The organism is Streptomyces sp. NPDC059564, assembly GCF_042735575.1.
In the GTDB taxonomy this organism is placed as follows: Bacteria; Actinomycetota; Actinomycetes; order Streptomycetales; family Streptomycetaceae; genus Streptomyces.
Window position 1 is genome coordinate 1 of the sequence record NZ_JBHWBP010000190.1, and the last position, 14,169, is coordinate 14,169.

At 71.1% G+C, this 14,169-nt stretch carries 12 protein-coding genes; 9 read left to right on the plus strand and 3 right to left on the minus strand.

Annotated elements, in window-relative coordinates:
* Positions 1 to 45: 45 nt before the first annotated feature.
* Positions 46 to 846, minus strand: coding sequence for a crotonase/enoyl-CoA hydratase family protein (locus tag ACFV0Q_RS26620; RefSeq protein ID WP_385008887.1), 801 nt, complete (start codon positions 844 to 846; stop codon positions 46 to 48).
* Between the two features lie 174 nt (positions 847 to 1,020).
* Between ACFV0Q_RS26620 and ACFV0Q_RS26625 the strand changes: the two genes are divergently transcribed.
* Positions 1,021 to 2,652, plus strand: coding sequence for an acyl-CoA synthetase (locus tag ACFV0Q_RS26625; RefSeq protein WP_385008888.1), 1,632 nt, complete (start codon positions 1,021 to 1,023; stop codon positions 2,650 to 2,652).
* Between the two features lie 103 nt (positions 2,653 to 2,755).
* Here the strand turns inward: ACFV0Q_RS26625 and ACFV0Q_RS26630 are convergent, their stop codons facing one another.
* Positions 2,756 to 2,971: a hypothetical protein gene (locus ACFV0Q_RS26630; protein WP_385008889.1), complete on the minus strand. Its 216-nt coding sequence runs from the start codon at positions 2,969 to 2,971 to the stop codon at positions 2,756 to 2,758.
* A 244-nt stretch (positions 2,972 to 3,215) separates the two neighbouring features.
* Between ACFV0Q_RS26630 and paaK the strand changes: the two genes are divergently transcribed.
* The 3 genes from paaK (at position 3,216) to ACFV0Q_RS26645 (ending at position 6,524) form a co-directional block, all read left to right on the plus strand.
* The gene (gene paaK, locus ACFV0Q_RS26635; protein WP_385008890.1) at positions 3,216 to 4,523 is read left to right on the plus strand and encodes a phenylacetate--CoA ligase PaaK; all 1,308 of its coding nucleotides are present in this window, start codon (positions 3,216 to 3,218) and stop codon (positions 4,521 to 4,523) included.
* A gap of 69 nt (positions 4,524 to 4,592) precedes the next feature.
* On the plus strand, positions 4,593 to 5,549 hold the full coding sequence (locus ACFV0Q_RS26640; protein ID WP_385008891.1) for a phosphotransferase family protein: 957 nt from the start codon (positions 4,593 to 4,595) through the stop codon (positions 5,547 to 5,549).
* A gap of 120 nt (positions 5,550 to 5,669) precedes the next feature.
* A complete protein-coding gene (locus ACFV0Q_RS26645) occupies positions 5,670 to 6,524 on the plus strand; it encodes a YhjD/YihY/BrkB family envelope integrity protein (protein WP_385008892.1) in 855 nt (284 codons plus the stop codon).
* A 110-nt stretch (positions 6,525 to 6,634) separates the two neighbouring features.
* On the opposite strand, the gene ACFV0Q_RS26650 is transcribed toward ACFV0Q_RS26645, so the two are convergent.
* Positions 6,635 to 8,134, minus strand: a complete 1,500-nt coding sequence (locus ACFV0Q_RS26650) for a fatty acyl-CoA synthetase (protein WP_385008893.1) — start codon at positions 8,132 to 8,134, stop codon at positions 6,635 to 6,637.
* 505 nt (positions 8,135 to 8,639) lie between these two features.
* Between ACFV0Q_RS26650 and ACFV0Q_RS26655 the strand changes: the two genes are divergently transcribed.
* The 5 genes from ACFV0Q_RS26655 to ACFV0Q_RS26675 all read left to right on the plus strand — a co-directional run bounded on the left by ACFV0Q_RS26655 (position 8,640) and on the right by ACFV0Q_RS26675 (position 14,075).
* Positions 8,640 to 8,840, plus strand: coding sequence for a DUF5990 family protein (locus tag ACFV0Q_RS26655; RefSeq protein WP_385008894.1), 201 nt, complete (start codon positions 8,640 to 8,642; stop codon positions 8,838 to 8,840).
* Positions 8,841 to 9,110: 270 nt separating this feature from the next.
* Entirely contained in the window at positions 9,111 to 9,494 is a 384-nt protein-coding gene (locus ACFV0Q_RS26660) for a DUF6507 family protein (RefSeq protein WP_385008895.1), read from the plus strand.
* On the plus strand, positions 9,491 to 11,767 hold the full coding sequence (locus ACFV0Q_RS26665) for a hypothetical protein (protein WP_385008896.1): 2,277 nt from the start codon (positions 9,491 to 9,493) through the stop codon (positions 11,765 to 11,767). The genes ACFV0Q_RS26660 and ACFV0Q_RS26665 overlap by 4 nt, the downstream gene beginning before the upstream one ends.
* A gap of 35 nt (positions 11,768 to 11,802) precedes the next feature.
* Entirely contained in the window at positions 11,803 to 12,576 is a 774-nt protein-coding gene (locus ACFV0Q_RS26670) for a hypothetical protein (protein ID WP_385008897.1), read from the plus strand.
* A 59-nt stretch (positions 12,577 to 12,635) separates the two neighbouring features.
* Positions 12,636 to 14,075, plus strand: a complete 1,440-nt coding sequence (locus ACFV0Q_RS26675) for a DUF6177 family protein (RefSeq protein WP_385008898.1) — start codon at positions 12,636 to 12,638, stop codon at positions 14,073 to 14,075.
* Positions 14,076 to 14,169: the final 94 nt, after the last annotated feature.

Genomic DNA, 14,169 nt, shown 5'->3' on the forward strand with positions numbered 1-14,169 from the left:
GGTCGGGGAGAGTCCCCGCAGGGCTGCCTCCCGCGCGGCCCGCGCTCAGGCCCGGCGGTACACCGGCGGCCGCCGCTCCGCGAAGGCCCGCGCCCCCTCCTTCGCGTCGGCGGTGTCGAAGACCGGCCACCCCCGCACCAGCTCCGCGGCCAGTCCCTCCGTCTCCGTCAGCTCGGCGGTCTCGTAGACGGACGCCTTCACCGCCTCCACCGCCAGCGGACCGCACGCGTTGATCCGCTCGGCGGTCTCCAGCGCGGCCTCCAGCGCCGTCCCGTCGGGCACGACCCGCCCGATCAGCCCGATCCGCGCCGCCTCCTCGGCGGAGTACGGCCGTCCGGTCAGCAGCATCTCCAGCGCGTGCGTACGCGGGATCTGCCGCGGCAGCCGCACCGTCGAGCCACCGATGGGGAACAGCCCCCGCCTGACCTCGAACAGCCCGAACGTGGCCCCCTCCCCCGCGACCCGGATGTCCGTGCCCTGCAGGATCTCGGTGCCGCCCGCGACGCAGTACCCCTCGACCGCGGCGATCACCGGCTTGCGCGGCCGGTGGTGACGGAGCATCGCCTTCCAGTGCAGGTCGGGGTCGGCCTTGAGCCGGTCGCGGTACTGGTCGCCCTCCATGCCCTGGCCGGCGAGCGCCTTCAGGTCCATGCCCGCGCAGAAGTCCCCGCCCGCGCCGGTCAGCACCACCGAGCGGACCGCGTCGTCGGCGTCCGCCTCCAGCCAGCCGTCGTACAGCCCCACCAGCAGCGGAAGCGAGAGCGCGTTCTTCGCCTCCGGCCTGTTCATGGTGAGCACCAGCGTGGCGCCGTGGCGTTCCACGGTCAGGTGTTCCGTCCCACCCATTGCCGTCCTCCCGTCTCAAGACCTAGAACAGGTTGCAGGAGGGGAGGGTGCAGTTCAATAGTTTTCTGACACCCAGTCAGATTTCTTGGCACGCACCCTTCCCAGTTGGGCGGAGCGGGGCTCTAATGACCGCCGAGCAGCCCAGCCATGGGATCTTTCGGGTCAGGAGGAACGGTGGAGTACAACCTTGCCGACCTGTTCGAGTCGGTCGTGGACGTGGTCCCGGACCGCGAGGCCCTGGTGTACGTGGACCACCCCGGGACCGGCGCCGAACGCCGCCTCACGTACGCGCGGCTGGACGCGGCCGCGAACCGCCTCGCGCACCACCTCCTCGACAGCGGGCTGCGGCCCGGCGAGCACCTGGGGCTGCACCTCTACAACGGCGTCGAGTACCTCCAGACCGTGCTGGCCTGCCTCAAGGCCCGACTGGTCCCGGTGAACGTCAACTACCGGTACGTGGAGGAGGAGCTGGTCTACCTCTACAACGACGCCGACCTCGCGGCACTGGTCTTCGAGGGCGAGTTCACCGAGCGGGTGGCGGCCGCCCTCCCCCAGACCACGAAGCTCCGGCACCTGATCCGGGTCGGGTCCGCCCCCGAGGGCGCCCCGGAGCCGGTGATCGCGCCGGTCGCGTACGAGGACGCGGAGGCGGCCGGATCCCCGGAGCGCGGGTTCCCGCCGCGCAGCCCCGACGACCTGTTCATCATCTACACCGGCGGCACGACCGGCATGCCCAAGGGCGTCATGTGGCGCGCCGAGGACCTGTTCTTCGCGGGGCTGTTCGGCGGCGAGCCCTCGGGCGAGCCGGTGAAGCGGCCCGGGGAACTGGCCGAGCGGGTCGCGGCGCGCGGGGCGGGACTCACCTTCTTCCCGGCTCCCCCGCTGATGCACGGCACGTCGACCCTCACCTCGTTCATCGCCTTCAACTACGGCCAGCGGGTGGTCATCCACCGCAAGTACGCGCCGGAGGAGGTGCTCCGCACCATCGAGAAGGAGAAGGTGTCGAGCGTGTCGCTGGTGGGCGACGCGATGCTGCGGCCCCTCATCGACGCGCTGAACGGTCCGCTCAAGGGGACCGACCTGTCCTCCCTGTTCAGCGTGTCCTCGTCCGGGGCGATCATGTCGGAGACGGTCCGCGCCGAGTTCCAGCGGCTCGTGCCGAACGTGGTGCTGCTGAACAACTTCGGTTCGTCCGAGTCCGGTTCCAACGGGCGGGCGACGGACGACTCCGGTCCGGAGAAGGGCTTCCGCCTCCAGGTCAACGACCGTACGCAGGTGGTGGACCCGGTGACGCACGAGCCCGTGGGGGTCGGCGTACCGGGACGGCTCGCGCAGCGCGGACACGTACCGCTCGGCTACTACAACGACCCGGCGAAGACCGCGGAGACCTTCTTCCAGAAGGGCGCGGAGCGGTGGGTGCTGCTCGGCGACATGGCGACCGTCGACGAGGAGGGCATCGTCACGGTCCTGGGGCGCGGGTCGCAGTGCATCAACACGGGCGGCGAGAAGGTGTACCCGGAGGAGGTCGAGCAGGCGCTGAAGTCCCATCCGGACGTGTACGACGCCCTGGTGGCCGGGGTCCCGGACCCGACGTGGGGCAGTCACGTGGCGGCGGTGGTGCAGGTGCGCGAGGGTGCGCCGGAGCCGACGCTGGAGGACATCCAGCTCCACTGCCGGACCCGGCTGGCGGGCTACAAGATCCCGCGCCAGCTGGTGCTCGCGGACGCCATCCAGCGCTCCCCGAGCGGCAAGGCGGACTACCGCTGGGCGAAGGCGGTGGCGACGCAGGCGGACGCCGGCCGCTGAGGCCGCGCCGCGTACGGCGACGGAGGTCGCGGCGCGGGGCGCGCCGACGGGGACGCGTGACCACGAGCCGCCGACGGCACCCGGTCCCGACTTCCGACCGGGCCTAGCGCTGGGCCCGTAGTTCCGCCGCGAGGCCGCGGGCCCAGCCGGCCAGTTCCGTGCGGCCCGCGCCCTGGCCCAGGGCGTCGGCCTGCTCGTCGGTCATGTGCTGCGGGCCCGGGTCCTCCAGCAGGTGGGCCGCCTCGGCCAGCAGCGCGGACAGGCGTCGGGCGTCGGACGCGCTGAGGCGTACCGATACCGCGGGGTCGATGACGGACATCGCCGCCGCCTCCCTTCCCGCCTCCTCGGCCGGGGGCTCCTGCTTCGACCGTACGCCTCCGGCCGGGCGGCCGCCGCTCAGGCGCCGGTGGCGAGGAACCGCTCCGCAGGACGAAGTCGCCGGCGGACGAGTGGGCGAGGAGGTCGACGCGCAGACGATCACTCGTTCGAGTCATTGATTTACGGGACAACCTCCGGCAGGCTACCGAATGAACGTTCGGTTGGCTCTCGGTGAGGTGACGGCAATGACGGCGTACGCGGATCTCCATGACGAAGGCGAGCGGCTGAGCCCCGACGAGCTGGCGGCGCTCCAGCTCAAGCGGCTGCGGGCGACCCTGCGGCGCGTGTACGACCGCGTGCCCTTCTACCAGCAGGCCTTCGACAAGGCCGGAGTACACCCCGACGACTGCCGTTCCCTGGCCGACCTCGCCCTCTTCCCCTTCACCACCAAGGCCGATCTGCGCGAGCAGTACCCGTTCGGGATGTTCGCCGTGCCCCGCCCCGAGGTGCGCCGCATCCACGCCTCCAGCGGCACCACCGGGCGCCCCACCGTGGTCGGGTACACCGAGGGGGACCTGTCCACCTGGGCCGATGTCGTCGCCCGGTCCCTGCGCGCGGCGGGCGCCAGACCGGGCCAGATCGTGCACGTGGCGTACGGGTACGGCCTCTTCACCGGCGGCCTCGGCGCCCACTACGGCGCGGAGCGGCTCGGCTGTACGGTCGTCCCCGCTTCCGGGGGCATGACGGACCGCCAGGTCAAGCTGATCCAGGACTTCCGGCCGGAGGTGATCATGGTGACGCCGTCGTACATGCTCACGCTGCTGGACGAGATGGAGCGCCAGGGCATCGACCCGCGCTCGACGTCGCTGCGGACCGGGGTGTTCGGCGCGGAGCCGTGGACCGAGGAGATGCGCCGGGAGATCGAGGACCGGCTCGGCATGGACGCCGTGGACATCTACGGGCTGTCCGAGGTCATCGGGCCGGGCGTGGCCCAGGAGTTCGCCTCGCACAAGGACGGCCTGCACATCTGGGAGGACCACTTCTACCCCGAGGTGATCGATCCGCTGACCGGGGCGGTCCTGCCGGACGGTGAGCCCGGGGAGCTGGTGTTCACCTCCCTCACGAAGGAGGCCATGCCGGTCGTGCGCTACCGCACCCGGGATCTGACGCGGCTGCTGCCGGGGACGGCCCGCCCGGCCTTCCGCCGGATGGAGAAGGTGACCGGCCGCAGCGACGACATGATCATCCTGCGCGGCGTGAACCTCTACCCGACCCAGATCGAGGAGATACTCCTGCGCACCCCCGGCCTCGCCCCGCACTTCCAGCTCCGCCTGACCCGGGAGGGCCGGATGGACGCCCTGACCGTCCGGGTGGAAGCCCGCCCGGACACCCCCGCCACCCGCCGCGACGCCGCGGCCGCGGAACTGATCCGCTCCGTCAAGGAGTCGGCCGGCGTATCGGTCGCCGTCGAGGTGGTGGACCCGGAAACCCTGGAGCGCTCGGTAGGCAAGATCAAGCGCGTAAAGGACCTCCGCGACGGCAGGACGGCCTGAAACATGAGGCGTCCGACGGGAGACGGATAATCTGCCTCCATGACTTCAGGTGGTGGGGGGACCGAGGGCATGGACACGGGTCTTGACGGTCAGGGCTGGAGTGCCACGCGCTCCTGGGTGGAGAAAGGACTGTCCGACGCGGAGCGCATCGAAAACGTGGTGCGGCTGCGCGGCGGCTGGACCTCGGAGATGCGCCGCCTGGACCTCCACGGTCCGGCCGGCCGGCGCTCACTCGTCCTGCGGTCCTTCGTCAAGCCGTTCTTCGTCCGGCACGCGGAGGGCCTGCTGACCCGTGAGGCGACCATCCTGCGCCTGCTCGGTGACACGGACGTGCCCGCGGCGACGCTCGCGGCGGTGGACGCGACGGCGCAGTACTGCGACCACCCCTCCTTGCTGATGTCCCTGCTGCCGGGGACCGTGCGCCTGGGTGATCAGGGTGCTGAGGAGCGCGCCGAACTGCTGGCCCGGCAGCTGGTGCGCATCCACCAGCTGCCGGTGACCGCGCGGCAACGACCCCGCCCGTATCAGGCCTGGGCCTCCCCCGAGCGAGTGACTCCGCCCGTGACCACCGAACGGCCCGAGCTCTGGCAGCGGGCCGTCGACGCCATCCGCCGCGATCCCCCGGCCCATCAGGGCCTCTTCCTCCACCGGGACTTCCATCCCGGCAACGTCCTCTTCACGGGCAGCGGCGCCGATCTCCGGATCAGCGGTGTCGTCGACTGGGTGGAGACGTCCTGGGGGCCGGCCGACCTGGACGTGGCCCACTGCTCGACGGCCCTGGCCCTGCTGCACGGGATTCCCGCGGGCATGCGCTTCGCCGATCGCTACGTCGCGGCGGGAGGAACCCTGACCGACGAGGGCACCGCCCATCTGTACTGGCGGCTGCTGGACGCGCTGGGTTTCGCTCCCGACGGGGAGAAGGTCGGCGTCCCCTGGCGTGAACTGGGCCGCGTCGACCTGACAGCCGGCGTCCTGACTCAACGGCTGGAGGGCTACATCGAAGCCCTTTTCGACCGCTACGCCTGAACGGGCACGAGTCCGGGCAGTAGGCCGGGGCGGGCTGACGGGCGGTTGAAACCACCCCTTCGGGCCTACTTCGGCGAGGCTTCCGGGAAACGGCGGGCCCGCCCGGGTAGGGGATGAGGCGTGACCTCGATCCTCCGGCGGCTCTACGACCGGCTCCAGGGCTCCCCCGCCGGGCTGGCCTGGAGCCGCGGCCGGGAGATCGAGCTGATGCACCGGGCGATGGGCTTCGCCGCCCTCGGGTTCCTCACCCTCGTGCCGCTGCTGGTGGTCGTCGCGGCGGCCGCGCCGGGCAGCGGATCGGGCTTCGGCCGCTGGCTGGGCCAGGCCCTCGGGGTGACGGCGGCGTCCCGGGCCCGGGTGGAGGTGCTGTTCGGGGCGGCCGACCTGGCCCTGGAACGCACCACCGCCTTCGGACTGGCCGCCCTCGCGGTGTTCGGCCTGACCTTCGGCTCCGCCGTGCAGACCGGCTACGAGAAGGTGTGGGACCTGCCGACCGCCCGCTGGCACACCATGTGGCGGCACGTCGTCTGGCTGGCCCTGCTCGTCTGCTACCTCGCGCTGCTCGTCGAGATCCCGGCCCCCTCCGACGACGCGGTGGGCACCGTCCTCGGCACCATCGGCGACCTGACCGGCACCTGCCTGTTCTTCTGGTGCTCGGGACGGATCCTGCTGGGCGGCCGGGTCCGCTGGCGCGCCATGTTCCCCGGGGCGGTGGCGACCAGTCTCGGGCTGCTCGGCCTGCGGGTGTTCTCGCAGCTGGTGTTCTCCCCGCTGATCGCCTCGAACGCCGTCACGTACGGCCCCTTCGGCACGCTGCTGGTCGTCCAGTCCTGGCTGGTCGGCGTCGGGTTCGTGGTCTACGGCGGCGCCCTGGTCGGCCGTCTCGCCCACGAGCACCTCATCCTCCGCCGCCTCCACGCCACCGGCACCCTCCTCCCCGGGGAAGCCCCACCCCCCGACCCGGAAGGCGAATGACCACACCCGTCCCGGCCGGCCGCCAACGAGGTCCCGGTCGCCGCCGCCGTCCACCACGACGACGTGGACGTCGGCACGGCCCACTCCCTGGAGACGGCCCGGGCCGTCCGTCAGGGGTTCGTGAAGCGGGTGCGGAGTTCGCGTTTGAGGATCTTTCCGCTGGCGTTGCGCGGCAGGGCGTCCACGAAGACCACCCGCTTCGGCGCCTTGAAGTGGGCGAGGCGTTCGCGGGCGTACGCCATCAGGTCAGCCTCCGTGACCTCCCCGCGCGGGACCACGACCGCCGTGACGGCCTCGATCCACCGCTCGTCGGGGAGCCCGACCACGGCCGCCTCGGCCACGCCCGGGTGGGTGTACAGGACGTCCTCGACCTGCCGGGAGGCGACGAGCACCCCGCCCGAGTTGATGACGTCCTTCACCCGGTCGACGACGGTGAAGTACCCCTGCGCGTCGCGCACCGCCAGGTCCCCCGAGCGGAACCAGCCGTCCCGGAAGGCCTTCTTCGTGGCCTCCGCGTCGTTCCAGTAGCCCAGGCAGAGCTGCGGCGAGCGGTACACCACCTCCCCCGCCGTGCCGTCGGGGACCTCCGTGCCGTCCTCGTCGACGACCTTCGCCTCCACGTGCCGTACCGGGCGCCCGCAGGAGTCCATCCGGCCCTCGTGCTCGTCCGGTCCCAGGACGGTGGCCAGCGGCCCGATCTCGCTCTGCCCGAAGCAGTTGTAGAAGCCCAGCCCCGGCAGCCGCGCCCGCAGCCGCTCCAGGACCGGGACCGGCATGATCGAGGCCCCGTAGTACGCCTTGCGGAGCGCGCCCAGCTCCGCCGCCTCGAACCGGGGGTGCCCGGCGAGGGCGATCCACACCGTCGGCGGGGCGAACAGGCTGTCCGCCTCGCCCGCCTCCACCAGGTCGAAGAGCGCGTCGGCGGCCGGCGCGTCGAGGATCGTGCTGCGCGCGCCCACCGCCAGGTACGGCAGCAGGAAGACGTGCGTCTGCGCCGAGTGGTACAGCGGCAGGGCGTGGACGGGGCGGTCGTCCTCGGCCAGGTCCAGGGCGGCGATGGCGCTCTCGTACTCGTGCGCCAGGGCCCGGTGGGTCATCATCGCGCCCTTGGGCAGGGCCGTGGTCCCCGAGGTGTAGAGGAGCTGGACGACGTCCGCCGGGTCCGCCGCGGACGCGAAGGGCAACGGTTCGTCCAGCTCCGCCAGGAAGGAGCCGGGCGCGTCGCGCAGCGGGCGCACCGCGTGTCCGGCGGGGATCCGCTCCGCCAGGTCCGGGTCGGCGAGGACCAGGGCGCTGCCGCAGTCGCCGAGGATGTGCGCGAGGTCCTCGCCCGTGAGGTTCTGGTTGACGGGGACGTGGGTCAGGCCCGCCCGGGCGCAGGCGAGGAACGCGATGAGGTAGGCGTCGCTGTTGTGGGCGAAGGTCGCGACCCGGTCGCCCGCGGCCAGCCCGTAGCGCCCGCGCAGGACGGCCGCGCCGGTGGAGACGGCCGCGTCGAGCCGCGCGTAGGTCCAGCTCCGGTCGCGGTAGCGGACGGCGACCCGGTCGGGCACCCGCCGCGCGCTGTCCCGTACGAGTCCGTCGACCGTGTTGTCCCGCACTGCCGTCATGGCGCGATCCTCGCCCGGCCGCGCGTCCAAGGTCAATATCGGCGCGCCAACCGGGGATACCAAACGGGATGTTGACGGGACGTCAGGTGGCCTGCACGAGTGTGGGGGCACGTACGCGCCTCCAGCCCCACGGGCAAGTCCGGCCGTTCGCACGCCACTTGAGAGGCATGTTGCGCTCCCACGATCGTCCCAGCCGCACCCGCCCGTCAACGCGCCGGATCGCCGTCATCGGTGCCACGCTGCTCGCCGCGGCCGCCGCGATACCCCAGGCGGGCGCCGCCCCCGCCCCGGATCCCGGGGTCGCCCCTTCGGGCGGCGGGCTGTCCGCCGTCATCCGGTACACCGAGAACGGCATTCCGCACGTCCTGGCCCGGGACCACGCGCACCTCGGCTTCGGCACCGGCTGGGCCCAGGCCGCCGGGCCCGACCCCGACGCCGCCGCCGAGGCGGCCCGGCAGCTGTTCGACACCACCCGCTACGACATGGGCTCCAACGCGGTGGCCTCATGGTCCGCCGCGCCAAGCTCGTGCTCGACGCCGTCGACCCGGACACCGCCGCTGCCGCGATGCGCTCCGGAGTCCTGCTCGCACGTCTGCGCCTCACCGACGCGTGCGGTCTGCCCCTCTGCGCCGGGGTCCGGCCGCCACTCGTCGTATGGTCCGCCACCTCCGCGGGCTCCTCGTCGACGAATGCCACTGTTCAGTAACAGATGGGCCGGTGCGACCTCCCTCATTTCGCCGACGACGACGCAGGGTTGACGGCCGTGGAACGTCGCCGCGGCCCATGATTTCGGGTGCGTGTGGTGAGAGGCGGCGGGCCGGGGCCCGGGAAATTCGAGCCGGGGTGACGCGGCGTTGGCCGACGGCGCCTGTCGGACGCGCCGTTAGAGTGAAGATCTCGGTGGCCTGATCTCGTCGACGCGAACGGCCGGCGCCGGGGCACTTGAAGGAAACGCTTTACGGAACGGGGGGCCATCGTGTCGACATGGGACATCAAGCCGGGTGGCGTTCATGGAGTCCTGAACAAGACCGCCGAGGCCGGCGCGAAGTTCGAGGAAGAGTTCACGTCGTACGGCGACGGCCTGGTGGGCGCCGCGACGTGGGCGGGCACGATGGTTCTGGGCGGGACCGAGATCCCCGAGGGGGGTGCCTTCGGTCCGGTGGCGCAGGCGTTGCAGGAGTTCCAGCAGCGCACCGAGAACGACCTGAAGTTCCTTCCCGTCCGCACGGGGAAGTCCATCACCGGAGCGCGCGTGGCCACTGAGGAATACCTCAAGGGCAACCTGGAGATGGCGAAGCAGGCGCAGGAGAACTACTCCAAGGCTCCGACCCCGGAGGAAATGAAGGGCTCCAAGAAGTGATCGATCTGGGAAAGATACCGACCTTCACGGGGAACCTGGAGACTCTGGAGACGCACGCGGCTTCGCTGAAGACCACTGCTTCCAGCATTCGCGGAACGGGCCGCGACGTCCACAACGCCTTCCAGGAACTGGATCCGGTCTATGACGCTCCCGAGCAGGAGGAGTTGCTCAATTCGACCGTTCCGGTCCGGGACAAGGCGGACGCGTTCGCGAAGGAGCTGGAGTCCGTCAGTGGTGCGCTGACGACCTTCGCGTCGAGCGCCCGTCCACTGGTGAGCAAGATGAAGCAGCTCCGCCTGGACGCGGAGAAGTTCGTCGCGGCCAACGAGCACGACGACGACTGGCAGAAGGACCAGGGCAAGGTCGACGAGAACGCGCGCCTCGTCCGCGAGGTCGGTGTGACGTGGGTGGCGTTCCAGGGCGTCGAGCGCGATGCGGCCAACAAGATCACCGCGTTGGTGGGCGGTACGCACTTCGTCGTCGACGACGGCTCGCACAAGGCCGGCATGTACGGCTTCAAGGAAAGCGACGTCAAGGACGCCAAGGAGACCCCCTGGGGGACGGTCGACAAGCGTGAGTACACGGGTCTCCGGGCTGCCTGGGAGTGGACGAAGGACAACGTCGGCGGTGCGCTGAAGGGCTTCTTCGTCGACGGTGTCTGGGGCACGCTCAAGGGCCTGGGCAGCATGATCAACGTGTTCGACTGGGACAACTTCAAGAAGACGTGGTCGAACATCGGTGATGTCTTCGGCGGCATCAGCGGGTACATCATCACGCCGTACGACTGGGCGATGGACAAGATGTTCGGGCCGGTCGACCACAGTGACCGGGAACATCAGAAGGCGGCCCTGCGCAACTTCGGCAAGTCGCTGGTCGCGTGGGACGAGTGGGGCAAGGACCCCTCGCGGGCGTTCGGGACGGTGCTGTTCAACGGCCTGACCATCGGATCGGGCTCCTTGCTCAAGCTCGGCAAGGCCGGAAAGCTGGGCGCGGGTGCGGAGGCCCTGAACGTACTGGGCAAGGCGGGTGTGCTCGCCGACCCGATGAGCTACCTCGGCAAGGCGGCGAACGTCACCAAGCTCAAGGTCGGCGACCTGATGGAGGGTCTGAAGGCCAGCCGGGCAGGCGTGGACGACATGAGCCGCAACCTGCCCACCGGGACCTCGCCGCACCCGGTCGACGCGACCCCGACGCCCGGGCACACGGGGGACTCGTCCCCCACTCCCGCCGGATCCGGCGACAAGACGCCCCCCGGCCACGAATACGTCGACCCCGAGGGCAACAAGCGCGTCATCGGCCACGACGGGCACATCACCGACGAGCACGGCAACGTCGTTCCCGACACCGAACCCGTCAAGGAGCCGCACAAGGGCGACGTGGCCGGCACGCACGATACCGTTCCCGCCAAGGACAAGGTCCTCGAAGGCGCGGGCGGGCCCAGCCGCGTGGAGAACGGCACTCCGGGACACCCCGGTCACGACACGTCGGGCACCGGCAAGGGCTCGGACGGCCACACCCCGGCCGCCCCCGCCGGCCACACCCCGGGCGCTCCCGCCGGCCACACCCCCGGCGGTAACGCGGGCCACACCCCCGGCGGTGACGCGGGCGGCCACGGACCCGCGGACTCCGGCCACGGTCCCGGCGACCCGGGCAAGGGCGGTCCCGGTTCCACGGACGGAGGCGGTACGCCGCCGCCGAACGACGGCACGTACACGCCCCGCCCCGGCGAAGACGTCCCGAAACTCAAGCGTCACGACAACGACTTCTCGGCGGAGCAGAACAACAAAGGGCAGCGCAAGTCCAGCATCAACGCCGACGGTGACCTCGTGCCTGCCAACCCCAACGGCTCGGCGGACATCGTCGACCACATCGTGGGGCGCGACCCGAGGAAGTCCGACAGTCCTTACACCTCGCTCAGCGAGGACGGCGCAAATGCCAAGGACTATGGTGGCCAGAAGGTCCAGGTCGATTTGCCCAGGCTGATCGATGACATAGCCAAGGGCAAGATCAAGGACGTCGAGGTCTACTCGCCGAAGGAAGTCGAGGCAGCGATCCAGAAGAGCGCTGACGAGATCGCCGGCCAGCCCGTGGATATCAGCGTTCCGCCGAACACCCCGCACCCCGTAATCGACGAGGCGGCCAAGAGGTTCGGCTTGAGCAAGACCAAGACCAGGCGCATCGCGCAGCGCATGAAGGACATGATGCACACACGCCGCGATTCGGAGTGGCTCATCAAGGGGGTCGTTCCGCATGACTACATCACCGGGCCGTGAGACCGGCAGCGGAAGATTGGGAAAGGATGCCACTCATGACTCGGTACAGTGAATTGCTCGGCACGGATTTCGACGGCGAACCGACCACGGATATCGACGACGTGATCTACGGGGCTTTCGACGACCCCGCGCACCGGGAGCGGGTGCCCGGACTCGTCGAGCTGATGAACGACCCCGCGGCTCCCGGTGGGGAACGTTTTGTGGCCTGCCTGGCGCTGACGACCTGGGGTGAGGCGGTGGGGTACGAGGCGGTGCTCCGTGCTGCCGCAGACCCCAAGAACGCGCCCTGGTACGACTGCCTGATCGACCGCAAGTTCTCGGTGGACAGCACGTTCGCGCAGCTCGCGGAGGCTGTCGCCGAGCGGGATCTGTCGCGGGAGAAGGGAACTGAGGCGCTTCGTATCGACGCCGCCCACGCTCTTGTGCGGCTCGCGGACAGCGAGTATTTCGAGGACAAGTTGGGCGAGTTGTTCGACAACGCCACGCTCCAGGAACTGCTGGACGACATCAAGGACGTCACCGCTCGGGGCGTGCGATCCCTGGCAGCAGGTGAAAAGTGCTTGTTCGACCTGCCTACGCAGCTGGTCGATCTGGCGAGCGGGGTGTCCACGGTCGACGGGAAGCTGGCCGTGGAGCTGGCCATGAGTGTGCTGAACGTCAGCTCCTCCCCCCGAACGCTGAACCACGCCGTCCCCATCGTCTCCCGTGCCGAGGGCCCGGAGGGCCGGCAGTTCGGTGAGTACCTGCTGACGGTCGGCGACGCGGGAGTGTGCGCGGAGGTCCGCGAGGCGCTGAGCCGCCCCGCGTAGGGCGCCTTCTCCGCTCTCGGGGCGGGGCGACGATCACATATGACTAAAAGGAACACCGCATGACCAAGGACGTGATCGCGCTCACCGAGCGCATGCCGGACGCGCTGAGCGTCCTGGCGGGCCTGCTGGCGGGCGGCCCGGACCTGCGGGTCGGGACCACCGGCGAGGGTGCCGTGGTCCAGCTGTGCGACGCCGAGGGCCGGCCGCTCGTCTCAATCGAGGTCCCGCTGCTGCTCCAGGTGCCGGGCGAGGCGGCCCGGCTGCTGGGGCCCGGCGCCGAGCCGTCCGGTGACGGCCCGGTGTGGTGGGTCGAGGCCCGCGCCGCCGTGGGCGTACCGAAGGCCGAGCAGCTCGCGGGTGCCTTCGCGGCCCGTCTGACCATGCTTCTGGGCGGCCGGGTCTGGCCGCCGGACGCCGCCGGCACCGTCGGTGCGGCCCGCCCGGTCGATCTCTCGGGCGTTACGGCCGTACCGGCCCCCGCCGCCGCCCAGCCGGCCGTGGACATGCTCACCGAGCAGGCAGCCGTCATCCTCCAGGACCGGCCGGTCATCCCCATGACCAGCTGGCTCTCCGAGGCGCTGCGGGCCACCGTGGAGAGCGAGCGGTCCCTGCAGATCGTCACCCCGCCGCACTGCCGCCTCTCCCTGTCCACCGCCATGCTGCTGCAGTCCACGCCCTCGCGCTGGGTGGTGCAGGACGAGCGGTGCGGCTACTACGACGGGCAGACCGGCGCGGTACTGAGCTGGCAGGACGGCGCCTTCGCCCCGGACCGGGACGAGAGCGGGGAGACCCCGGTGGCGGATGCCTTCACGGAGGTGCGGCCCACCGGTGAGCGGCAGCTCATCCTTTCCTTCCGCACCCTGCACCGTCCCGAGGCGGAACTCGTCCTCGGCGGAGCGCTGGAAGCCGCCTGGCGGGCGCTGACCGGCGGTCCGCCGGCCGGCTGGGGCACGTCGGAGCCGGCCGGTCTGCCCTGGTCGCGGCGGAAGCTGACCGACCTGGCGTACGGGCGCGCGCCCCGCCCCACCTGGACGGTGGTCGTCGGCACCCCTGACCGGCCCGCCGTCGCCACCCTGCGCGTGATCCGCACCCCGGAGGGTGTGGAGGAGGACGTCACCCTCACCCTGGGCTACGGCCTCGATGAGAAGGCGGTCCTGGAGGCGGCCCTGGAGGCGCTGCCGGAGCTGGCCGGCGAGCTGGTGACCCGGCACGGGCTCAAGACCATGATGTGCCAGATGCGCGAGGCGCGCCGGGACCTGAGCGCCCCGCCCCGCTTCGAGCACCCGCCGCTGCCGTACGCCTTCGTCCTGGGCCCGGCGGAGGTCCAGGAGGCGGGGCGCGACACCGCAAGCCGGACACCGCTGGAGGAACGCCCGGTGCAGCTGGGCCCGAACGCCCGGCCCGGCTTCTACTACCGCCTCGGCGACGGCGAGACGGGCGAGAGCTGGACCGCCCTGGAGCAGCTCGTACGTCATCTGCGCGGGGCGACAGCGGGCTAGCTTGACTCTGTCGGGGGATCTTGGAGTTCCCTGGTGCGGCAGCATGATCAACGGGCATGCTCGGGCTGTTCCAGTGACCGATGCAGTCGTCGAG

Bases quoted from the DNA above. Each gene is read 5' to 3' on its own strand.
- ACFV0Q_RS26620 (WP_385008887.1), bottom strand. From the start codon at position 846: ATGGGTGGGACGGAACACCTGACCGTGGAACGCCACGGCGCCACGCTG.
- ACFV0Q_RS26630 (WP_385008889.1), bottom strand. From the start codon at position 2,971: ATGTCCGTCATCGACCCCGCGGTATCGGTACGCCTCAGCGCGTCCGAC.
- paaK (WP_385008890.1), top strand. From the start codon at position 3,216: ATGACGGCGTACGCGGATCTCCATGACGAAGGCGAGCGGCTGAGCCCC.
- ACFV0Q_RS26640 (WP_385008891.1), top strand. From the start codon at position 4,593: ATGGACACGGGTCTTGACGGTCAGGGCTGGAGTGCCACGCGCTCCTGG.
- ACFV0Q_RS26650 (WP_385008893.1), bottom strand. From the start codon at position 8,134: ATGACGGCAGTGCGGGACAACACGGTCGACGGACTCGTACGGGACAGC.
- ACFV0Q_RS26655 (WP_385008894.1), top strand. From the start codon at position 8,640: ATGGTCCGCCGCGCCAAGCTCGTGCTCGACGCCGTCGACCCGGACACC.
- ACFV0Q_RS26670 (WP_385008897.1), top strand. From the start codon at position 11,803: ATGACTCGGTACAGTGAATTGCTCGGCACGGATTTCGACGGCGAACCG.
- ACFV0Q_RS26675 (WP_385008898.1), top strand. From the start codon at position 12,636: ATGACCAAGGACGTGATCGCGCTCACCGAGCGCATGCCGGACGCGCTG.